Source organism: Actinosynnema sp. NPDC053489, assembly GCF_044544865.1.
Taxonomy (GTDB): Bacteria; Actinomycetota; Actinomycetes; order Mycobacteriales; family Pseudonocardiaceae; genus Actinosynnema.
This window is the reverse complement of sequence record NZ_JBITXT010000011.1, coordinates 193044-213873: the sequence shown is the minus strand read 5'-3', so window position 1 is coordinate 213873 and position 20830 is coordinate 193044. Positions and strand designations below refer to the sequence as shown.

General features: G+C 69.0%; 18 protein-coding genes, 1 tRNA gene and 2 pseudogenes. 13 read left to right on the top strand and 8 right to left on the bottom strand.

From position 1 onward, the window contains the following. Nucleotides 1–86 precede the first annotated feature (86 nt). Nucleotides 87–734 carry a response regulator gene (locus ACIGNX_RS25135; protein WP_396543140.1) on the bottom strand — a complete coding sequence of 216 codons (648 nt, stop codon included), beginning with the start codon at nt 732–734 and terminating at the stop codon, nt 87–89. A gap of 149 nt (nt 735–883) precedes the next feature. Continuing rightward, nucleotides 884–1354 (bottom strand): peptidoglycan recognition family protein, encoded by a 471-nt coding sequence (locus tag ACIGNX_RS25130; protein ID WP_396543139.1) that lies wholly within the window; start codon nt 1352–1354, stop codon nt 884–886. 349 nt (nt 1355–1703) lie between these two features. On the opposite strand from ACIGNX_RS25130, the gene ACIGNX_RS25125 reads away from it, so the two are divergent. Then, nucleotides 1704–4895 carry a penicillin acylase family protein gene (locus tag ACIGNX_RS25125; RefSeq protein ID WP_396543138.1) on the top strand — a complete coding sequence of 1064 codons (3192 nt, stop codon included), beginning with the start codon at nt 1704–1706 and terminating at the stop codon, nt 4893–4895. Nucleotides 4896–4978: 83 nt separating this feature from the next. Here the strand turns inward: ACIGNX_RS25125 and ACIGNX_RS25120 are convergent, their stop codons facing one another. Together ACIGNX_RS25120 and ACIGNX_RS25115 are read right to left on the bottom strand one after the other, a co-directional pair. Further along, on the bottom strand, nt 4979–5725 hold the full coding sequence (locus ACIGNX_RS25120; protein WP_396543137.1) for an FkbM family methyltransferase: 747 nt from the start codon (nt 5723–5725) through the stop codon (nt 4979–4981). Between the two features lie 18 nt (nt 5726–5743). Then, the gene (locus ACIGNX_RS25115) at nt 5744–6598 is read right to left on the bottom strand and encodes a hypothetical protein (RefSeq protein ID WP_396543136.1); all 855 of its coding nucleotides are present in this window, start codon (nt 6596–6598) and stop codon (nt 5744–5746) included. A 201-nt stretch (nt 6599–6799) separates the two neighbouring features. Here ACIGNX_RS25115 and ACIGNX_RS25110 point away from each other — a divergent pair. Then, a tRNA-Arg gene (locus tag ACIGNX_RS25110) sits at nt 6800–6872 on the top strand. A 289-nt stretch (nt 6873–7161) separates the two neighbouring features. On the opposite strand, the gene ACIGNX_RS25105 is transcribed toward ACIGNX_RS25110, so the two are convergent. Then, a complete protein-coding gene (locus ACIGNX_RS25105; RefSeq protein ID WP_396543135.1) occupies nt 7162–8112 on the bottom strand; it encodes a tyrosine-type recombinase/integrase in 951 nt (316 codons plus the stop codon). Nucleotides 8113–8320: 208 nt separating this feature from the next. Here ACIGNX_RS25105 and ACIGNX_RS25100 point away from each other — a divergent pair. From ACIGNX_RS25100 to ACIGNX_RS25080, 5 genes and pseudogenes are all read left to right on the top strand, one after another. After that, nucleotides 8321–9486 (top strand): IS3 family transposase gene (locus tag ACIGNX_RS25100; protein ID WP_396543134.1). Its coding sequence is split into 2 segments (ribosomal slippage): nt 8321–8605 and nt 8608–9486, totalling 1164 coding nucleotides; the frame shifts between segments, so codons are not numbered across the junction. Nucleotides 9487–9534: 48 nt separating this feature from the next. Then, a pseudogene (locus ACIGNX_RS25095) lies at nt 9535–9843 on the top strand (XRE family transcriptional regulator); the annotation flags it as partial. A gap of 12 nt (nt 9844–9855) precedes the next feature. Next, a pseudogene (locus tag ACIGNX_RS25090) lies at nt 9856–10327 on the top strand (NUDIX hydrolase). A 120-nt stretch (nt 10328–10447) separates the two neighbouring features. Beyond that, complete coding sequence (locus tag ACIGNX_RS25085; protein ID WP_396543133.1) at nt 10448–10963, top strand: HEPN domain-containing protein; 516 nt, start codon at nt 10448–10450, stop codon at nt 10961–10963. Between the two features lie 26 nt (nt 10964–10989). Next, nucleotides 10990–12606, top strand: a complete 1617-nt coding sequence (locus ACIGNX_RS25080) for an ATP-binding protein (RefSeq protein WP_396543132.1) — start codon at nt 10990–10992, stop codon at nt 12604–12606. 768 nt (nt 12607–13374) lie between these two features. On the opposite strand, the gene ACIGNX_RS25075 is transcribed toward ACIGNX_RS25080, so the two are convergent. Further along, a complete protein-coding gene (locus tag ACIGNX_RS25075) occupies nt 13375–13713 on the bottom strand; it encodes a helix-turn-helix domain-containing protein (protein WP_396543131.1) in 339 nt (112 codons plus the stop codon). Nucleotides 13714–13877: 164 nt separating this feature from the next. Between ACIGNX_RS25075 and ACIGNX_RS25070 the strand changes: the two genes are divergently transcribed. Together ACIGNX_RS25070 and ACIGNX_RS25065 are read left to right on the top strand one after the other, a co-directional pair. Further along, the gene (locus ACIGNX_RS25070; RefSeq protein ID WP_396543130.1) at nt 13878–14108 is read left to right on the top strand and encodes a transcriptional regulator; all 231 of its coding nucleotides are present in this window, start codon (nt 13878–13880) and stop codon (nt 14106–14108) included. Between the two features lie 190 nt (nt 14109–14298). After that, entirely contained in the window at nt 14299–15153 is an 855-nt protein-coding gene (locus ACIGNX_RS25065) for a tetratricopeptide repeat protein (RefSeq protein ID WP_396543129.1), read from the top strand. 44 nt (nt 15154–15197) lie between these two features. On the opposite strand, the gene ACIGNX_RS25060 is transcribed toward ACIGNX_RS25065, so the two are convergent. Next, nucleotides 15198–16376: a Fic family protein gene (locus ACIGNX_RS25060; RefSeq protein WP_396543128.1), complete on the bottom strand. Its 1179-nt coding sequence runs from the start codon at nt 16374–16376 to the stop codon at nt 15198–15200. Nucleotides 16377–16798: 422 nt separating this feature from the next. On the opposite strand from ACIGNX_RS25060, the gene ACIGNX_RS25055 reads away from it, so the two are divergent. The 3 genes from ACIGNX_RS25055 to ACIGNX_RS25045 are packed head-to-tail and all read left to right on the top strand — an operon-like array spanning nt 16799 to nt 19392. Further along, nucleotides 16799–17293: a toxin-antitoxin system HicB family antitoxin gene (locus ACIGNX_RS25055; protein WP_396543127.1), complete on the top strand. Its 495-nt coding sequence runs from the start codon at nt 16799–16801 to the stop codon at nt 17291–17293. A 40-nt stretch (nt 17294–17333) separates the two neighbouring features. Next, a complete protein-coding gene (locus ACIGNX_RS25050) occupies nt 17334–18173 on the top strand; it encodes a DUF4097 family beta strand repeat-containing protein (RefSeq protein WP_396543126.1) in 840 nt (279 codons plus the stop codon). Between the two features lie 37 nt (nt 18174–18210). Further along, complete coding sequence (locus tag ACIGNX_RS25045; protein WP_396543125.1) at nt 18211–19392, top strand: cytochrome P450; 1182 nt, start codon at nt 18211–18213, stop codon at nt 19390–19392. Between the two features lie 72 nt (nt 19393–19464). Here the strand turns inward: ACIGNX_RS25045 and ACIGNX_RS25040 are convergent, their stop codons facing one another. After that, a complete protein-coding gene (locus ACIGNX_RS25040) occupies nt 19465–20007 on the bottom strand; it encodes a peroxiredoxin-like family protein (RefSeq protein WP_396543124.1) in 543 nt (180 codons plus the stop codon). Nucleotides 20008–20084: 77 nt separating this feature from the next. On the opposite strand from ACIGNX_RS25040, the gene ACIGNX_RS25035 reads away from it, so the two are divergent. Beyond that, nucleotides 20085–20693 (top strand): TetR/AcrR family transcriptional regulator, encoded by a 609-nt coding sequence (locus ACIGNX_RS25035; protein ID WP_396543123.1) that lies wholly within the window; start codon nt 20085–20087, stop codon nt 20691–20693. Nucleotides 20694–20830: the final 137 nt, after the last annotated feature.

Below are 20830 nucleotides of genomic sequence, written 5' to 3'. Positions count from 1 at the left end.
CCCGGCTTCGGCCTGCCCGGGGCACCCGTAAGGGCCCCGTGTCACATCGAGCCGGACTCAACCACCGAGCCGAACCCGGACCCGGATCACGCGATCAATCCTCCGCGAAACGCGACCAACGCCGCCTGCACGCGGTTCACCGCTCCGATCTTGCCCAGGACCGACGACACGTACCCCTTCACCGTCGCCTCGGACAGGTGCAACGTCCCACCGATCTCCGCGTTGGACATCCCCTGTCCGATCAGGACGAGCACCTCGCGCTCCCGTTCGGACAGCGACGCGAGCAACCGCCGCGCCGGCTCGGCCGCCCGCTCACCGTCCGCGACGGCCGCGAGCACGCGCGCCGCCACACCCGGGTCGAGCACCGCGCCACCCACCGCGAGGTCGCGCACGGCCCGGACCAGCTGTTCCGGCTCGGTGTCCTTCAGCAGGAAGCCGGAAGCGCCCAACCGCAACGCCTCCGACACGTACTCGTCCACGTCGAACGTGGTCAGCATGGCGATCTTCGGCGGGTCCGGGATGGCGCGCAGCCTGCGCAACGCCATCAACCCGTCGGAGGACCGCATCCGGATGTCCAGCAGCACGACGTGCGGGCGGTGCCTGCGTGCCAGGTCGGCCACCAGGTGCCCGTCGTCGCACTCGGCCACGACCTCGATGTCGCCTGCGCTGCCGAGGATCATGCGAAGGCCGGACCTGACGAGGTCTTCGTCGTCGGCCAGCATCACCTTGATCACGACGCCTCCCCGCGTTGGCGTTTCGTGCTCGTACCCGTCAAGCGTCGCGCACGAACACGCAAGCTGACGTTAATTCACCGTTATCTCACCACGGGAGGACGCGGGATCAGCCTGTTCACAGTTGCCAGGACACCTCCGAGCGGCACCGCCTACGCGCCCAGGACGCGGGCGACTTCCTGACGCAACCGGGGCAGCAGGGCGTAGAGGCGGTCGCCCGGGCAGAGGGTGTCGCGGTAATCCCGGTGGCCCTGGATCTCCGTGGGCGGGATGCCGTACTGCTCGCACGTGTAGACGCAGAAGGACACCAACGAGTCCCATTGCAACTTCGGCGGCTCCACGTCCATGTAGAGCCCTTCGTTCTCGATCCCGATGGCGGCGGTGTTCTGGCCGGGGCAGTGCGCGCCCACGACGACCCGGTCGCCGGCCCGCAGCGCGGCCAGGCTGCCGTGCCTGCCCTCCAGCAGGAAACCGCCCCGGCTGTTGGTGAAGTGCTGGCCGGAGTCGATCCAGCCGTTGGTGTCCATGTGCAGGTCCTGGATCCAGTGCGCGTTGGCGTACGCGGCCGCCTGCGAGTAGTCCGTGACGTTCGCGGAGGCGGTGTGGTGGATGAGGATCCGCACGGGCCGCTCGTTCACAACGCTCGTGGGTTGCGACGGCGGTCGCGCCCCCCAGTCGGCGCAGCCGCGGATCGGCAGGACGGGGGAACCGAGTGCCGGAGGAGCGCCCAAGCCCACGAGCACCCCCGCGCCGGCCAGTCCGGTGAGCAGCGATCGACGTCGCATCATGTGAACCATTGGCTCAATCACCTTCAATCACGTCAACAACCAACACCCATTCAGCGCACTCGCACCCGCGTCCGCACCTCCGTCCGCACCCCACTCCCGCCCACGAACGCGAAGACCTTTCGCGAATCTGCGCCCTGCCAGTAACGTGCGTCACACGATCCCTGCCTGGAAGGAGCTTCGCGTCATGCGGAGAGCCGCCCGATCGCTGGCCGTGGCCGCACTCCTGGCCGCCGCGGCCGTCACCGCCCCCGCCGCCTCGCACGCCGAGACCGCCCCCGTCCGGACGACGGCGTTCGCCCCGGACGACTACTGCCTCGGCCAGTGCCGCGACGTCCTGCCACCCGGGCAGAACGGCAACGCGACGCTCACCGACATCCTGGCCCACAAGGCGTTCGGCACCCGCCCCGCGCACTCCGCCGACCAGCTGGGCCGCTACGACTCGCTCGCCTCCGGCTACGGCGGCCTGACCAACGACCAGCTGGGCGCGTTCTTCAACGACGCCTCGTTCGGCGTGCCGGCCGACCAGGTCGAGAGCACGATCCGGCCGCGCTCGGACGTGACCATCGTGCGCGACAAGGCCCTGGGCGTGCCGCACATCTACGGCACCACCCGCTCCGGCACGGAGTTCGGCGCGGGCTACGCCGCCGCGCAGGACCGGCTCTGGCTGATGGACCTGTTCCGCCACCTGGGCCGCGGGCAGCTGTCCGGGTTCGCCGGCGGCGCGGAGGGCAACCGGGCGCTGGAGCAGAGCTTCTACAACCAGATCCCCTACACCGAGGCCGACCTCCAGGCGCAGATCGACCAGGTCGCCACGCAGGGCCCGCGCGGCGCGCAGGCGTTGCAGGACGTGAAGGACTACATCGCCGGCATCAACGCCTACCTCACCACCTCGGTGAACAACCGGACGTTCCCCGGCGAGTACGTGCTGACCGGGCACGCCGACGCGATCACCAACTGGAACGACATCGCGCCGTTCCAGCCGACCGACCTGGTCGCGATCGCCGCCGTGGTGGGCGGGCTGTTCGGCGCCGGCGGCGGCGGCGAGGTGCAGAACGCGCTGGTGAAGCTGGCCGCGCAGAACAAGTACGGCGCGACCGTCGGCGACCAGGTCTGGCGCTCGTTCCGCGAGCAGAACGACCCCGAAGCCGTCCTCACGCTGCACGACGGCCGGCGCTTCCCGTACGCCACCACGCCGTCCTCGCCGCAGGGCGTGGCGCTGCCCGACGGCGGTGTGGTGACGCCGGAACCGATCGTCCACGACCAGACCGCCGCCCCGCAGTCCACTGTGGACGTACCGGCCGAACTCCGCCCCCTGCGGGGACTCTTCGCCGACGGCGTGCTCCCGCGCGACCTGCTCACCAAGAAGCACGGCATGTCCAACGCGCTCGTGGTGTCCGGCGCGCACACCGACACCGGCAACCCGATCGCCGTGTGGGGCCCGCAGACCGGCTACTTCGCACCGCAGCTGCTCATGCTCCAGGAGCTGAACGGCCCGGGCCTGCGCGCCCGCGGCGTGTCGTTCGCCGGCGTGTCGATGTACGTGCAGCTCGGCCGGGGCGTCGACTACTCGTGGAGCGCGACCTCGGCGGGTCAGGACATCACCGACACCTACGCCGTGGAGCTGTGCGAGACGTCCGGCGCGGCGCCCACCGCGAACTCCACCGGCTACCGCTTCCGCGGCCAGTGCCTGCCGATGGAGCGGTTGGAGCGCAAGAACTCCTGGAAGCCCACCGTCGCCGACCCGACCCCGGCCGGATCGTACGCCCTGGTCGTGCACCGCACGAAGTACGGCCTGGTGCAGAGCCGGGCCAAGGTCGACGGCAAGTTCGTCGCCTACACGTCGTTGCGCTCGACCTACCGGCACGAGGTGGACTCGATCCTCGGGTTCCAGGAGTTCAACGACCCCGACGCGATCAGGTCGGCCGCGGACTTCCAGCGGGCCGCCGAGCGCGTCGGGTACGCGTTCAACTGGTTCTACGTGGACTCGCGCGACACCGCGTACTTCAACTCCGGCGCGAACCCGGTGCGCAAGGCCACCGTGGACCCGCACCTGCCGGTGAAGGCGGAGACCGCCTACGAGTGGGAGGGCTGGGACCCCGACCGCAACACGGCGACGTACACGCCGTTCGCGCAACACCCGAACTCGGTCAACCAGGACTACTACATCAGCTGGAACAACAAGCAGTCGCTCGACTACTCCGCGTCCGGCTACGGCATGGGCTCGGTGCACCGCGGCGACCTGCTCGACGACCGCGTGCGGGCGCTCATCGGCCGCGGCAAGGTCACCCGGGCCTCGCTGACGCAGGCGATGGCCGAGGCGGGCCTGGCCGACCTGCGCGCCGAGCAGGTCCTCCCCGACCTCCTGCGGGTCATCGACACGGCGGCCGTGACCGATCCGGCGCTCGCCGCCACCGTCACCAGGTTGCGCGACTGGCAGCGGTCGGGCTCGCTGCGCAAGGAGACCTCGCGCGGCAGCAGGACCTACGCGCACGCCGACGCGATCCGCGTCCTCGACGCGTGGTGGCCGCGCCTGGTGGAAGCCCAGTTCAAGCCCGGTCTGGGCGACCCGCTCTACGCCGCGCTGACCGGGGCGCTCCAGGTGGACGAAGCGCCGTCGGACACCCACGGCGCGGCGCCGCACAAGGGCTCGTCGTTCCAGAACGGCTGGTGGAGCTACGTGGACAAGGACCTGCGCGCCGTCCTCGGCGACCAGGTGGCCGGTCCGCTGCAGAACCGCTACTGCGGCAACGGCGACGTCACCGCGTGCCGCCAGGTGGTGCTGAACAGCCTCGCCGCCGCGGCGGCGACGCCCGCGACCACCGTGTACCCCGGCGACTCGTCCTGCGCGGCCGGAGACCAGTGGTGCGCCGACACGATCATCCACCGCGCCATGGGCGGCATCACGCAGGACAAGATCGGCTGGCAGAACCGGCCCACCTACCAGCAGGTCGTGCAGTTCCCGTCCCGCCGGGGCACCGCCGTGGCGAACCTCGCCGCCGGCGCCACCGCGACCGCCAGCAGCCACGAGCGCGGCTGGTTCGGCTCACCGCCCGGGAACGCGGTAGACGGCAGGCCGGACACCCGGTGGGCCAGCGACTGGTCGGACGGGCAGTGGTTGCGGGTCGACCTGGGCTCGACCCGCCCCGTGGGCCGAGTGGTGGTGTCGTGGGAAGCGGCTTATGCCAAGGCGTATCGCATAGAGCTGTCGGTCGACGGTCTGACGTGGAAGACGGTGTACACGACTTCGGCGGGAGATGGCGGCCAGGACCTTGCGTCATTCCCACCCGATGCGGCACGATTCGTACGAATGACGGGTATCCAACGGGCGACCGGTTACGGATACTCGGTCTACGAACTTGAGGTCTACGGCACGTAGACCGGCCCACAGGAAGACCCCGGTCCACCCCCAGGGACCGGGGTCTTCCGCTGTCCGGGGCCGGTCGTGCGGCTGACCAGGCGTTACCGGGCCGTGAAGAGGTAGTTGCGGGTGCCGTCGTCCACCTGGTCGACCAACCGCCACGCGTTGCCGCGCCAGGCGTGCATCCGGTAGCCGCGCTCGGCGAGCCAGTCCCGCACGTCGTGGGCGCGGTAGCCGAAGCGCCGCACGTGCCGTTCCTCGATCTCCAGCAGCAGCTTCGGCCGGAACCGCTCGATCGTCTCCTCGCCGCCCTGGAGCACCCGCAGCTCCGCGCCCTCGACGTCGGCCTTGACGAAGTCCAGCCGGTCGACGGCGTTGGCCGCGCAGAACCGGTCCAGCGTGTCCGTGCGGACCAGGACCTCCAGGTGCTCGGCGAACTCGACGTTCGACCCGAGGCCGTCCGCGCCGGAGGTGAGGAACGAGCGACCGGTGACCGGCGTGCCGTGGCGGACCGGCACGCTCATCACCTCGCGGCCCTCGCTGACCCCGAGGGCGACCGAGTGCCGCACGACGTTGCGGCCCTCGCGCGGGCGCAGCAGGAACGACAGCGCGGGGTGCGCGAACACCAGCGGCTCGATGCTGTGCACCGTCCCGTGTGGACCGACCAGGCGGGACAGGGTGACGGTGTAGAGGCCGAGCGCGGCGCCGACGTCGACGCACACGTCACCGGGCCGCACCACGTCGCGCAGGCCGATCAGCTCGGGTTCGACGAACGGCGTGAGCCGGGCGAGGACGCGCAGCGCGCCGGCCACGGCCGCGCCGCGCACCTCGGTCAGGTTGTGGGTCACGATCACCAGGTTAGGGAATCAGGGCAGCGGCTTGGCCCCGTTCTGGTTGTGCGGGAGCTGGGGCGGCAGGCCGACCTGCTCGGCGAACTCCGCGGCCACCGTCGAGCCGCCGTAGATGCCCAGCGCCTTGGCCAGGTGGAGCCGGACGTCGGCGCGGTGCCCGTCGTCCAGGCGCGGCAGGGCGCTCTCGAACGAGGTGACCAGGGTGTCCGCCCAGTGCTGGTCGCGGCGCTGCGAGGCGATGCCGACGAGCTCGGCCAGGTGCCTGCTCAACTTGACCGCCTGCTCCACCTCGTAGCCGTTGCGGATCAGCCACCAGATCGTGGCGCTGGACAGGTCGGTCAGCACCTCGTCGCGGAGGTACTTGATCTCGGCCCGCTCGGCGTCGCGTTCGGCTTGCCGCATCGTCGTGGTCTGGAGCAGCTCGATGTGCTTGCGCGCCATCGCCAGGTCGTGCTCCTCGACGGTCAGCTCGATCGCGTCGGCCCGCGCCCAGACGTGCGTGCCCTCGACCTGGCGCTCGGCCGCCAGTTCCGCGCCGAGCTGGTGCTGGAGCGGGGCGTGGTGGACGAGCATGGCCCGTTCGGTGAGGGCCTTGGCGCGGTGGATGATGTCGTTCACGGCGGCGCTGCGCGGCGCGTTGTGCCGCATGCCGGTCGTCAGGTCGACGCGCCAGTGGATCGTCATCTTGGCCCGGAAGTCGAGCCCGTAGACGGCGCTGGGCAGCGGTGACTCGAACGGGAGCTCGTGGGAGGTCGAGGCCGGGACGAAGGTGTACTGCTCGGCGTCGGGGCGGGCGCGGAGCCGCCGCCACCAGGCGCCGAGGGAGCCCAGCGGGCCGGGACGGAAGTCAGGCCAGGGTCGGCTGCTCATGCGGGTGCTTTCGCGTAGGGAGGGGATATGCCCCTTCTGTACCCCACCGGGCCGGGACGGAGAAGACGGGGTGGCCCACTTCGCCCGTACAGCCGACCCGGGGAGCCGGAACCCCTGACGGAAGGTGCACGGCCCTAGGCCCACCGAGTGACAACCCCGCCGCCGTGGGCCCACCGGCCGACCGGGTAGGCTGACCCCCGCGCCCTCGTAGCTCAGGGGATAGAGCATCGGTTTCCTAAACCGTGTGTCGCAGGTTCGAATCCTGCCGGGGGCACTCACCTTTCGCCGGGTGAATCAGGCCCTGAGCTGCGACAACGCGCTCGGGGCCTGATCTTTTCCGTCAGTCGCCGTCGGCTGGAATCTGCCCCCGTCTGCCACCGCTCGCGAAACCACTGCGAAACGGGATCGGCCCCCTGGGGCGGTTCCCAGGGGGCCGATGTGAGACCTTGGCTACTCGTTACTGAACAGGTCTTCGATCAGCTTGTTGATCGTCTCCCGCTGCCCGTCGATGCACTTCGCGTAGACCCTGAGCAGCACGTCCACCGAGTGCCCGGCACGCTCCGCTACTTCGGTGGCCGCGACGCCCCGTTCAGCCAGAGCGACACTGCGGCGTGCCTCAGGTCATAGGGCCGTCCAGCCAGCGGAGAGGCCGCCTGAGCAGGCGTCAGGGCGTACCGGCGAGCCTCCTCCCACACCCGGTAGTAGGTGGACGAGGACACCACCCCGCCACCCGGCGAGCGGAACAGCCGCCCGTCCGGCCCGGTCCCGAACCGGTCGAGGTGATCACGCAGGATGCGGACGAGAACCGGCGGGATCGGCACCGGCCGGACCTCCTTCACCCCTCGATGCTTCAGCCCACGCCGGTCGTGAACCTCTCGGGAGTCCGTCCACCGCTTCCCCGCCGCCGGCCGCGACTCGCCGAGCATCAGGAGGCCCCAGCCTTCCCGAGGCAGGGTGCAGTCATCCTCTCGGAGCGCCAGGCCCTCAGCGGGCCGAGCAGCCGCGTAGTAGCCGGTCGCGAAGAACGCCGCCAGGTGCGCGCCCCGCTCCTGGTTCCGCCGCCCGACGTAGGTCACCGCCGTCAGCAGCCGGGCAACCTGCACCGGGTTGGCCACCACCCGAGGGTCAACCTGCTCGACCACCTTCGCGACCTTGCGCTTCACCCTGGTCAGCGGGTTGTCCGGGATCAACTCCCGCTCCACGGCGTAGGCCAGGAGGTTGAACAGCACCGCCCGTTTCCGCTGGTAGACCGTCGCAGCCGCCGCCTTGCCGTCGAGCTTGGCCGCCAGCGCGTCCAACACCCCACGAACCGCCACCGCGTCCGTCAGGTCCACCAGCGGACGTGAGTTGCGGACAAGCCAGTCAGCCGCTTCCTGAACCGCCGGCGGCACCTCAGCATCCCGCGTGGTCGGAGGCAGCAGGTAGCGCGTCAGCACGCCCCGCAGCTCCGCCACATCCGGCCGTCCCACTCCATCCCGGACGAACGCCGCACCAGCCGTAGCCAGCGCCTCCACGGTGCTCCCCCCGAGTCGTAGCCGCCGCGTCCGGCCACTTCATATCCATGTAGGACTGCGAGAACTCCAGGAAGGACAACGAGTTCCGCCGCTTCAGCTCCGACACCGGAAGCCCTGACTCCACGTCGAACGGCTCACCCGGGTCTGCTGCACGGATTGGTGACATCTGAGTTGGCTTGCCGTGATGGTGAGCTGGGAGGATGTCGCTGTGCCCAAGCCCTACCCCCGGGAGTTCCGCGAGGATGTCGTGCGGGTCGCCCGTGACCGCGAGCCCGGTGTGACCGTCGAGCAGATCGCCAAGGACTTCGGGGTCCATCTGGTGACCTTGTTCAAGGGGCTGCGCCAGGCCGAGGTTGACGACGGCGCCAAGCCGGGTGTGAGCCGCAGCGACTCGGCCGAGCTGCGCGAGGCGCGTAAGCGGATCAGGCTGCTGGAGCGGGAGAACGAGGTCCTGCGCCGCGCGACGGCGTACTTGTCGCAGGCGAACCTGCCGGGAAAAGGCTCTACCCGCTCGTGAACGAGCTCGCCGCGGACGGGATCCCCGTCGCGGTGGCGTGCCGGGTCTTGAACATCGTTCGACAGCCGTACTACCGCCGGCGTGCCAGGCCGGTCACCGCCACCGAGCTCGAGCGGGCTCATCGGGCGAACGCGTTGTTCGACGCCCACCGCGACGATCCGGAGTTCGGCTACCGGTTCCTGGCCGACGAGGCCCGCGACGCCGGTGTGTCGATGGCGGACCGGACCGCGTGGCGGATCTGCTCGTCCATGGGCTGGTGGAGCGCGTTCGGCAGGAAACGCGGCCGCAACGGCGCGAAGGCCGGTCCGCCGGTCCACGACGACCTGGTCCGCCGCGACTTCACCGCCACGGCGCCGAACCGGCTGTGGCTGGCCGACATCACCGAACACCGCACCACGGAGGGGAAACTGTATCTCTGCGCGATCAAGGACGTCTATTCCAACCGGATCGTCGGCTACTCCATCGACTCCCGGATGAAGTCCCGCCTCGCCGTCACCGCGCTCACCAACGCTCTTGCCCGCCGTGGTGACGTCGCCGGCTGCGTGGTCCACACCGACCGCGGCTCGCAATTTCGATCCAGGAAATTCGTCCGCGCACTTGCTCGTCACGGCCTGTCCGGCTCGATGGGCAGGGTGGGCGCGGCGGGCGACAACGCAGCCATGGAGAGCTTCTTCGCGTTGCTGCAGAACAACGTTCTCGACCGACGCACCTGGCCCGCCCGAGACGCCCTCCGGACCGCGATCGTCACCTGGATCGAGCGCACCTACCACCGTCGCAGACGCCAAGCCGCGCTCGGCCGGTTGACCCCCATCGAATACGAGACAATCATGACCACGCCAGCCAGCCAGGCTGCGTGACTACCACTGTCACCTACTTGTGCAGCAGACCCCCCGGCGAGTCGGGAGGTCGCGCGTCGAAGCGAGGAGGAGCAGCTAGGCAAGAGCACGCTCGGCTCACGCATCCGGAACGCTCTCGCCTTCTACCGCCCACTTCAGAGCGTTGAGGGCATCGAGGTGCGCTTCCACAAGACGACGCTCTACAACTCGATCTTCCGGTTCGATGACGAGATGGTCGTGAACACACACGTCTACGGCTTCCAGGGCGCACACGCCCCAGCCCTGCACCTACGCCGACTCTCTGCGGGCGACCTCTTCGAGACCTACTCTGAGAGCTTCGAGCACGTCTGGAACCTGTCCAAGCCAGCAACGTTCTAGGGAGCCACCCACATGGCCCGCGTGGACTACTTCCACGACCCGAACGCCCCGAAGGCCAATAGCCTTCATCCGGCCGTCAGCGCATTCGTGCAGGATGACAAAGGTCGCATCCTTATGATTCGTCGCACAGACAACGACTTGTTCTCCATACCAGGAGGTCAGCAAGAAGTTGGTGAAACACTATCACAAAGTGTAGTTCGTGAAGTTTTGGAGGAAACCGGAATTGAGGTCGAAGTCGCTGATCTAATCGGCCTATATTCTGATCCTGCACATGTTATCGCTTATAGCGACGGAGAAGTGCGTCAAAAGTTCTCAATCTGCTTTCGCAGCCGTAGCGACAGGAGGCACCATCCGTACAAGCTCCGAATCGAGAGAGGTGCACTGGGCACACACAGAGCAACTGGATCGAATGAACATCCACCCGTCGATCCGTTTGCGCATTGAACACGCGTTGTCTCCACGCACAAAGCCATACTTTACGTGAGTTCGGATCGGGGAAGCAGGATCGGAGGTGCCCATTATGAACGATGCTCGCTTTGCGTGCCGGCCGAGGTTGATCTTCTGCTATGCTGACCGGCTACGCTCGCCACCGAAGGGGTTTCACGTGCCAGCCTTGACACCAGCCGATCAGGTGGCGCTGCACATCTCCACCCTCAAGAAGGCCGGAGTACAGAGCTACACGGCTGCCAACCCTAGCGGTCGGCACCCCTTCCCGTTGCCGTTGTTGATGAAACAGGTCGTATCGGATCGGCTCATGCTGGCAGGAGAACAGCTCGGCGTGGGGGACCACATGCTCAACAACCAGCAATTCCGGTCTTCGATCAGCCGTCATTACTATGCGATGTACCATGCAGCTCGCGCAGTGGTGTTTGCCGTAGAACAAGGGGACGACTACGAACGCCACAATGAGCTGCCGCGTCACCTCCCACAGGGGATGCCGAACGTAGCGAAGCACGAGATCTCGCTAACAGAGGCTCGACTATTGCGCAATCAAGCGGACTACGACCCCTACCCGGTTAGCGCTGCCGACTGGGAGACCGACGCTCGCGCACTTGCCGCCACCGCAGCTCAGTTTGTCAACGATTTCGAGAGCTTCGCCATCACGAACGGATACGTGTGATGCCCACATTTGATTACCATGAAGCGATGAGGCGCATTCTCACGGACGCCGGGGTAACGGTGGTTAAAATCGACGAGCGCTCTTTTCCAGGCGAGCGCTGGCTGATCGCTTTCGTACCGGAGGAGTTTCTGGCGTTCGCTCAAAGCCTTGCCGGAGACATTGAGCAGCAGCTCAATACCTCCCTAGCTGATGAGTCATACTCTTTCGCCGTCACTTTTCGCCCGCAGAAGACTGACGTCGAGGTTCCCGATAAGGCCACCGAAGGTGGCCGCCTAGCACAACCGAACGTAACTCAATTGATTCAACTCCTTGAAGCTCGGTCACGGACCTCGGATGCGCTACCTAGTCTTTCCTACGTAGAGGACCCTCGAGCCAGCCTGGCCGCTGTCGCCGCCTCTCGGCACCATTTGATCTACGGAAGGCGCGGGGTTGGAAAGACCGCCCTTCTACTAGAAGCGAAAAGAATCGCAGAAAGGGATGGCCATGTAGCGGTATGGATGAACGCGCACACCCTGCGCCATCTCGATGCCGCGAGCGCATTTACCGTAATTGCTGACTCTATCCTCGATGCCCTCCAAAAGCAGTCCGGCACGTCACAATCTCCTACTATCAAGCGACTCGAGCAAGAGCATGAAGAAATCCGAGCCCTGTATAAAGAGCGCAGTATAGACAACCGCGCCGTCGCCGTTCGACTGCCTGCGATCAACCAAGCCCTGCGCGGACTACTACGCCAAGGAATTGCCCGGCTATACCTCTTCCTTGACGACTTCTATCTGATGCCTTCTGCGGAACAGCCGCAACTGCTAGATCATATCGCTGGGATGCTGCGCGACTGCGACGCCTGGATCAAGGTAGCTAGCATCGAGCGACTGACTCGACCCTTCGAGCCATCCACAAAGGTTGGTCTCGAAATTCCACATGATGCATCGAAGATTGACCTTGATGTAACTTTGGAAGATCCGGCCGCCGCTCAATCCTTTCTCGAGGCCGTACTATCGAATTACGTTACAGCGGCGGGCATTCGACAGCCTTCGTCGATTGCGAAGCCAGAGGCTCTTGGGCGCTTGGTCATTGCCTCTGGCGGTGTTCCGCGCGACTACTTGAACCTATTCGCTTCGTCTATCGTATTCGCTAGGCAATCTCGGCCACAGGCACGGGAGATCGGCAGAGAAGACGTTGCGAAAGCTTCCAACGAATCATCGCGCAGTAAAAAGCGCGACTTGGAACAAGATGTTTCTTCGGAAACGTCTAGCACTCTCCTTTCTGCCCTGGAGAAACTTTCCAGCCAAGTCAAGGCCCAGGGCTACGCGTACTTCCGAGTCGACATGGCGGAGCAAGACAGGCCGGGCTACGAGATACTTGCACAGCTAGTCGACCTTCGGTTCACCCACTTGATCCAGGCAGGACTTTCAGACCAACACAAGGCTGGCAAGAAATATGAGGCCTACATGTTGGACCTTAGCGAGTACGCAGATGTTCGTCTCAAGCGCAGCCTGGAAGTCCTGGACCTCGAGACAGGAAAATGGGTTCGTCGACTTACAGGAAAGGCGGGCACTAAGCAAAAACTGGCCGGCACTCAGCTTCGCGACTATCTTCGGCGCTCACCTCTCGTTCATCTTGATTCGATTGATACACCTCGTTAGGTTGCCGAATCTGGCTCTACGGGATCAAGGCGCGCCGCCTGCGGCCGCGCACGGCCGGGCGGTCCTCACGTGGCACCGACTCTCCGCATCACGGCACGCCGGGCTCCCGCTTCGCTCCGCCCGGTGGCCGTGCGCGGAGTCGGTGCACGTGGACCGGAGGCGGCGCGCAGTGTGACGGCGAGCTGGAGGCCCAGGACTTCGGAGGCGTGCCGGTCGGGACGATCGCGCGGTTACCCGGCTAGCGCGGGCTGAGCGCGGTGATCGGCTGCCGCGACGGCTTCGCCGTCTTGCTGACGATGAGGTGGGTCGGCTTCGAGCACCAGGACGAACCCCGGTGCGAAGCACGAAGCCACTGCGAAACGAGGTGACGACAGCGCAGGCTGGAGCGATGCTCAGGTGCAGGTCACGGGGTACGGCGTGTGCGCCACGGGCCTTCCTAAACCGTGTGTCGCAGGTTCGAATCCTGCCGGGGGCACTCACCTTTCGCCGGGTGAGTCAGGCCCTGAGCTGCGGCAACGCGCTCGGGGCCTGTCCCTTTCCCTCACCTGGCACCCGCTCCGTCACGGAATGGCCTCGGATGGCGGACGGGGTTGGTTGCCACTCGTTTCGCGGCGCGCCGAGGTCCACCGAGCTTCGGGTGAGCAACAGGTAGTCGAGCCTCCGGTCGCCGATCTCGATCTGCTCGCCCTCGAAGTCGAGCGGAACCACGCAGTCGGCCCGGGAGGAACGGGGACCGGCCCGAGTGGACGGGCCGGTCCGGAGCGTGGGTCAGGACTCGGCCGTGCGCTTCAGCCTCCGGCCCAGTTCGGCCAGCAGTTGGTGATCCGTCAGGGCTCCCGGGTCCGGGGTGGAGACGCCGCGCAGGCCCGCCTCCTCCGCCGTCAGCAGCTTGGCGGCCACCATGACCTCCAGCGGGCTCATGTCGAACGCCTTGGCCACCACCCTCGCGGTGTCGAGGGTCGGGCGCTCGCCCTTGCGCCACGCGGTCAGGCGGCTCCGGTCGAAGCCCGTCTTCTCCGTCAGGTCACTCGTGCTCATCCCGCGGTCGTCCATGTGCCTCTGGACGAAGTCCGACCAGGACGAGTCCGCACTCTCGGCTTTGGTCACGACCACATCGTACGTGCGCGCACGCAACGTTCGTTGGGCGCTCCCCCCAGGCACGACCTGACCTGCACGTTGCCCCAGCACAACATCAGTTGCGCACACAAAACCAACTGCCTACCGTTGCGCGCACAGCACACGCGTTTGGTGCGCACGACACAAGGCAGGCCATGCCGAACACGATCAAGCTCCGCACCGATGTCTTCACCAGAGCCGCGCGCCTCGCCGGCTACCGGTCGGACTACGCGCTCGCCAAGGCGATGGACGTCAACCGCTCCACCGTCGCACGCGTCCTGAGCGGTGACCTCCAGCCCGGCCCCGCGTTCATCGGCGGCGCCCTCACCGCGCTCGCGCCGATGCAGTTCGACGACCTCTTCGAGATCGTCCCCACCCAGCGGTGATGACGGACCGTGGTGTCGCCGTCCCGCGCACGTGTGACCCGTTCCGCCGAGAGTCCGCCACTTCAGCGGTGTCCCGACTCACCCGTTTGGTTGACACTCGTGATCAAGTGACGTCGCACAGCGATGAGACCAGTGGTCCACCACCTGGAGGTCGGTCCACCGACCCGGGGACGCGGAAGGATGGCACGAGGTGAGCGACGAGCCACGGCACGCGGTCGCGCGGTTGCGCCAGGAGCTGCGGACCACCGGCCACGACTGGTTCGACGCGCACCGGGACGAGGTGCTGGCGGCGTTGCGCGACGCGGTGGCCGAACCCGAGACGGCGGTCGCCCTGTTCGCCGACGTCTGGCCGGCGGTGCCGCCCGAGACCGACGAGGGGTGGGCGCGGCAACTGCTGGACGTCGGCACCGACCTCGCCGCCGCGCTGCCCACGTCCCTCCTGCTGGCCACGGGCTTCCGCCGCGCCGCCGAGCACCTGCGCGCGAGGGGCGCGCTGCGGCTCGCGGCCGTCGCCGGCATGCGCGAGCTGGCCGTGCACCGCCTGCGCGACGACGACCCGGACGCGACGGCCGCCGCGCTGCACGACCTGGCCGCCACCTACCGCGCCCAGGGCCGCATGCACAAGGTCGTCGGGTGCGCCGACGAGGTGCTGGAGCTGTACCTGCTGCACGACGACCGGCCGGGCGCGGCACGGGCGCTCGCGCACCTCGGCGCGCTGATGGTCGAGGTCGGCCGGTTCGACTCGGCGATCAAGTACCTGTCCCGCGCGGACCGGCTGTTCGAGGACCTCGCCGCGGACCCCGCCGAACGCGCGCGCACCCTCACGCTGCTCGGCCGGGCGTTGTGGCTGTCCGACGACCGCGCCACGGCCCACCGGCGCTTCAACCGCGCGCTCGGGCTGTTCCTCGGCACGGACGACGACGCCGCCCAACGGGTGCGCGACCTGGTCGCGGAGCTGGAGTCGACCCCGGAACCGGTGCGGCGGGGCGACACCGACCCGGATCAGCCGGCCGAGCACGGGGCGGACCGCCACCTGGACCCCTGAGCGGCGGTGGGAGCGGGGTGGTCGTCGTCGGTCCTCCCGGGAGGTCAGGCGGTGGTGTCGGGGTGGTCGGTCAGCAGGCGCAGCACGTCGCGGCACAGGAAGACCCTGCGGTAGCCCAGGAATTCCCACGGCACCAGGACGTCCAGCTCCACCAGGCGCGAGGTGAGGTCGGTGGCGGCCTTCGCGGTGATGCCGTAGCGCGTGCGCAGCGACCTGTTGTCCACCACGGGGAAACCGATCAGCTCCGCCGCCACCAGCGGCAGCTTCCCCTTGCGCGGCAACCGCACGGCGTACTCGGCGGCCAGGTCCGCCAGGTGCTCGATCAGCCGCAGCTGGGCCAGGGCCTGCTCCCGCACGGCGATCGCGAAGAAGTCGACCCAGCGGTCCACCCGTCCGGTGTCGACCACGGCGCGGATCTGGCGCTGGTACTCGACCAGGGCCGTGTCCAGCCACACCGACAGCGGCAGCACCTGGTCGCGCACGAGGCCGGACCGCACCATCTCCAGCGTCGAGAACGTGCGCGCGACGTGCCCGTTCGCCGTCGGGAACGGTTGCAGCACCTCGAGCTGGTAGTGCGCGAGCGCGATCTTGGCGATCCTCGGCTGCTCGGCCTCCTCGCGCACCCACGTCGACCACTGCTCCAGCAGCGCGACGAGGTGCGCGCCGGTCGCGGTCAGCAGGTACGCGCGCTCGTCGTCGATGCCCAGCCGGCCGGGCGCGTCGCGCAGCACGTCGGTCAGGCGCCGACCGGGCTCGCCGCCGGTCATGATCGCCGCGACCTCGCCGACCAGCTCGGCGTCGACGGTGGCGCCGGCCCGGACGCGCGCCAGGCCGTGCGCGTACGCCTTGAGGAACGGCGCGACGAGCTGGGTGGGCGCGGCGCTGTCGGTGGGCGGCGGACCTCCTTGCGCGGCCAGCAGGTCCGCGGCGAACGTCTCGCGCAGCCCGACGGCCACACCGGACAGACCCGCGGAGCTGTTGGCGTCGCGGACCTGGGTCGAGCGCACCAGGGCGGGTCGCACGCCCAGCCGGTCGGCGGCCTCGTCCAGCCGGCCGAGGGCGTGCTCGGCCTCCGCGCAGCGGCGGTAGGTCGTCACGGGCAGCGTCAGGTCGGAGGGCAGCGGTGGTGGCAGGTAGGCGCCTTCGCGCCGGAGTGCTTCGGGGATGCCGGGCAGCTCGGGCACCGGCGACCACTGCCCGTCGGGCAGGGGGCGGTAATCCATGGGCGGAACCCTGGCACGAGGGCCGACGCCTTGGCAAGACATTCTCGAAACGATGTGAAGTCGTACGTCCGTTCACTACACATCGCGGATGATGGTCCGGCTAGTCCATTCGAGTCACGGACGTGGCGGAAGTCCGCAAAATTACGGGGCGCACCCGCGACAACTGAGTATACGCAGCTCAGAGGGGGTTTGCCTCTGGTTTGACCATTTCCGTCCCCAGGCCGCCTGAGCTGCATTATTCCACCTCTGGGAGAACACCGCTAAAAATGATCAACCGAGCGGTGGGCACCGGAATGGGGCCACCGGTCCCACCACGGCGCCGTTTCACTCGAACGTGTATGAACGGCGGCCGGTCGACCCGCGCCACCCCGTGACACCACGAACGCTTGCGAGTGGCGTCACTGTGGTGCCATAGTGGTGCCATGGACCTGACGCCCTACGTCGACAACCTCCGCCGGGAACTCGCGACGGCCGCCGGGGCGGGTGGCGAGGAGGCACGCGCCCTGGCGGAGCGGCTCGCCGCGCCGCTGGAGTCGGCCACCCGGCTCACGCTGCTGGAAGCCCTTTCCACCGCTATGGACGAGATCACCCGGGAGCTGGCGCCGGGTTCGGTCGACGTGCGGCTGCGCGGGCGCGACCCGGAGTTCGTGGTCACGCTGCCCGATGATGCCACCGTGAGCCACGGTGGTGCCACCGAGCCGCCACCGGTGGTCCCGGAGGAGGGCGCGGTCGCGCGCATCAACCTCCGGCTGCCCGAGGCCCTCAAGCTCCGGGTCGAGGAAGCCGCGAACCGGGAGGGCGTCTCCGTCAACGCCTGGCTGGTGCGCGCGGCCGCCGCCGCCCTCGGGCACGGCACCGCCACCCGCCCCACCGGCCGCAGCGCGTCCGCCCAGCGCTACACGGGCTGGGTCCGCTAGCAGCCCGAACCCCCACCAAACCCGTTCCGAGGGGACAGCCATGCCTTCTTTCGCCACACCCACGCCCATCGCCCTCGCCCTCGACGTGGTCAGCGGCGCGGCCCTGATCACCGCCGCCGACCGCACCGACACCGTGGTCGAGGTCAGGCCCGGAGACCCCGGCAACCCGGTCGACGTCAAGGCCGCCGAGGGCACCGCGGTCGACTTCGCCGGTGGCCGCCTCACCGTCCGCACGCCCCGCCACCGCGGCGTCTTCGGCCGACCCGGCTCGGTCGACGTGGTCGTCCACCTGCCCACCGGCTCGGACGTCGTCGCGCAGGGCGCGCTCGCCGACTTCGACGCCGAGGGCGCCCTGGGCGAGTGCCGCTTCACCACCTCCGCCGGCCACATCCGGCTGCACGCCACGGCCGCACTGAAGGCGGGCACGTCCACCGGTGACGTGGTGGTCGAGCGCGTCAGCGGCCGCGCCGAGCTGTCGACGGGCTCGGGCGAGCTGCGCGTCGGCACGCTCGACGGCTCCGGCACGGTGAAGAACTCGAACGGCGCCACCAGGATCGGCGAGGTCACCGGCGACGTGCGGGTCAGCGGCGCCAACGGCGACATCCTCGTCGGGCACGCCGCCGGCGACCTGACCGCCAAGACGTCCATGGGCGACATCCGCGTCGCGGAGGTCGTGCGCGGCTCGGTCGTCCTGCACACCAGGGCGGGCGAGCTGGAGATCGGCATCCGCGAGGGCACGGCCGCCTGGCTGGACGTCCGCTCCGTCGCCGGTCGCGTCCGCAACGAGCTGTCCGCCGCCGACGCGCCCGCCGAGACCGACGAGCGCGTCGAGGTCCGCGCCCGCACGTCGCTGGGCAACGTCCTCGTCCACCGCGCCTGAATCACCGCGCCTGATCACCGCGCCTGACCAACCAACGATGGGGGAAACCATGTGGGACACCGACCCGCAGCACTTCTGGCTGCGCGGCGAACGGCCCGAGCACACCGTCGTCCACGACGAGGAGCTGGGCTTCTGGAACGTCTACGGCCACCCGGAGTCGGTCGAGGTCCTGGCTGACTGGAGCCGGTTCTCGTCCGACACCTCGCGGCTGTTCCCGGCCGTCGAGGGCGGGACGACCGAGGGCAACATCCTCCAGCTCGACCCGCCGGAGCACCACGAGCTGCGCCGCCTGGTCAGCCGCGCGTTCACGCCGAAGGTCGTGGCCGACCTCGAACCGCGCATCACCGAGCTGACCGGCGACCTGCTCGACGAGGCCACCGGCGACGACTTCGAGCTGGTGCGGGACCTGGCCTACCCGTTACCGGTGATCGTGATCGCGGAACTGCTCGGCGTGCCCGCCGACGACCGGCACCTGTTCCGGGACTGGGTGGACGGGCTGTTCGAGGGCCAGGGCCGGTTGTCGCTCAAGGACGACCGGGCCACCCAGGAGGAGGCGCTGCGCGGCGGCGTCGAGGCGATGCGGCCGATCCTGGACTACCTCGGCGAGCACGCCGCCCAGTGCCGCCGCCGCCCCCGACCGGGGCTGTTGAACGACCTCGTGCGGGCCGAAGTGGACGGTGCGCGGCTGACCGACGCCCAGGTGGTCAACTTCGCGACCATCCTCTTGGTGGCGGGCCACATCACGACCACCATGCTGCTCGGCAACACCCTGCTGGCCCTCGACGCGCACCCGGACCGGTTCGCCCAGGTCCGCGAGCACCGGGGGCTCCTGCCGTCCGCGATCGAGGAGTCGCTGCGGTTCCTCACCCCGTTCGCGGCCGTCGCGCGCACCACCACCGCGCCCCAGACCCTCGGCGGCGTGGAGGTCCCCGCCGACCAGCTGCTGATGCTGTGGGTCGGCGCGGCCAACCGCGACCCGCGCGTGTTCGCCGACCCGGACGCCTTCGACGTCACCCGCGACCCCAACCCGCACCTGGGCTTCGGGCGCGGCGTGCACTTCTGCCTCGGCGCGCCGCTGGCCCGGCTGGAGGGCCGCCTCGCGCTGGACGTCCTGCTGGACCGCTTCCCGCGGCTGCGCACCGACCCCGCCCGACCGCCGGCCTTCTTCGACTCGGTCAACCTCACCGGCGTGCGCTCGCTGCCGCTGCTCATCGACTAGGCACCGCGCCCCGCAGGACCGGTCGAACGCGTGTTCGACCAGTCCACAACTGGGGACAACCCTGTGGACAACTCAGTCCTCGCTGGTCAACGCCCGTGCGTGATCGAGCAGTTCGGTCACCGACCACTGGTCGTAGGCGTGTTGTCCACGCTTCTGCGCGACCACCTCGCCGTCCGGCGCGATGAGGAAGTCGGCGGGCAGGCCGAGCCGACCGCCCTCGGGCCGGGGCGGCGGGCGGTGGCCGCGCAGCACCGGGGCGAGGTCGCGCGCGAGGCCGCGGGCGATCGCGCCCCACGCGCGCGGGTCGAGCAGCGAGCGCGGTGCCGACTCGACCCCGAACTCCGCGTAGAGCCGCTTCGCCGGGTCGCCCACCACCGCGAACGGCAGGTCGGCGACGTGCGGGCGCAGGTCGGCGGCCGAGGAGTGGAACACGACCACCTCGGTGATGCCGTGGGCGGTGATCTCGTCGTGCCGCCGGACGATCGACCGCAGGTGCAGGTTGCACACCGGGCAGCCGGCGAAGCGGCGGAACTGCAGGTGGACCAGGCGGTGCGGGTCGGGCACCCGGACGGTGCCGCCGAGCACGGTGACCCGGTCACGTGCGCTGATCTTCATCGGTCCCCGGGAGGTGCGGTAAGCGTGCGCTGTACGCCTACGCAAGTTATGCGCGTAACTTGTACGCTGTCAAGGACATGCCACGCCCGAAGTCGCTCACCCCGTCCGCGCTCGCCTCCGCCACGCTCGCCGTGCTGGACCGCGAGGGGTTGGCCGCGCTGTCGATGCGCGCCGTCGCCGCCGAGCTGGGCATGGGCACGATGTCGCTCTACCGGTACGTCGCCGACCGCGACGGGCTGGAGGCGCTGGTGGTAGAGCACCTGCTGTCCGGTGTGGACACCGTGCCGCCGAGGGCGTTGTGGGACAAGCAGGTCGCGGTTCTGGTCGAACGGGTCCGCGCGGCGGTCTCCGCGCATCCCGAAGCCGTGCCGCTGACGATGGCGCACCGGCACCGCAGCCCCGGTCTGCTGCGCTGGTCGGAGTCCGTGCTGGCGGTGCTGACGGCGGCCGGGTTCACCGGCGAGCAGCGGGTCGTGGCGATGCGGGCGCTGCTGAGCTACCTGATCGGCGCGATCGGGCTGGAGCACCGCGGGCCGCTGTCGGGGGTGGGCACCGACGCGATGGCCACGATGGGTGAGCAGTACCCGCTGCTGGCCGAGACCGCCGCCACCGCGCGGGCGATCCCGCCGGACGTCGAGTTCCGCCAGGGCCTCGACGTGGTGCTGAGCGGGCTGCGCCGACCCTGAGCGGGAGAGGTGCCGGCGTGGAGGCCGAAGCCGACCTCGGCCTCCACGCCGCAACGCGACGAACACGGAGTTGCGCTCCGAGCGTGGCGTCGACGATTCCGGCGCGGAGTCGACTCCCGCTGCGTCTCCAGGTCAGG

Excerpts from the sequence above, each read along its gene's own strand:
- ACIGNX_RS25125 (WP_396543138.1), top strand. The coding sequence starts at position 1,704 with ATGCGGAGAGCCGCCCGATCGCTGGCCGTGGCCGCACTCCTGGCCGCC.
- ACIGNX_RS25115 (WP_396543136.1), bottom strand. The coding sequence starts at position 6,598 with ATGAGCAGCCGACCCTGGCCTGACTTCCGTCCCGGCCCGCTGGGCTCC.
- ACIGNX_RS25080 (WP_396543132.1), top strand. The coding sequence starts at position 10,990 with ATGAGGCGCATTCTCACGGACGCCGGGGTAACGGTGGTTAAAATCGAC.
- ACIGNX_RS25070 (WP_396543130.1), top strand. The coding sequence starts at position 13,878 with ATGCCGAACACGATCAAGCTCCGCACCGATGTCTTCACCAGAGCCGCG.
- ACIGNX_RS25060 (WP_396543128.1), bottom strand. The coding sequence starts at position 16,376 with ATGGATTACCGCCCCCTGCCCGACGGGCAGTGGTCGCCGGTGCCCGAG.
- ACIGNX_RS25055 (WP_396543127.1), top strand. The coding sequence starts at position 16,799 with ATGGACCTGACGCCCTACGTCGACAACCTCCGCCGGGAACTCGCGACG.
- ACIGNX_RS25050 (WP_396543126.1), top strand. The coding sequence starts at position 17,334 with ATGCCTTCTTTCGCCACACCCACGCCCATCGCCCTCGCCCTCGACGTG.
- ACIGNX_RS25045 (WP_396543125.1), top strand. The coding sequence starts at position 18,211 with ATGGGGGAAACCATGTGGGACACCGACCCGCAGCACTTCTGGCTGCGC.
- ACIGNX_RS25040 (WP_396543124.1), bottom strand. The coding sequence starts at position 20,007 with ATGAAGATCAGCGCACGTGACCGGGTCACCGTGCTCGGCGGCACCGTC.
- ACIGNX_RS25035 (WP_396543123.1), top strand. The coding sequence starts at position 20,085 with ATGCCACGCCCGAAGTCGCTCACCCCGTCCGCGCTCGCCTCCGCCACG.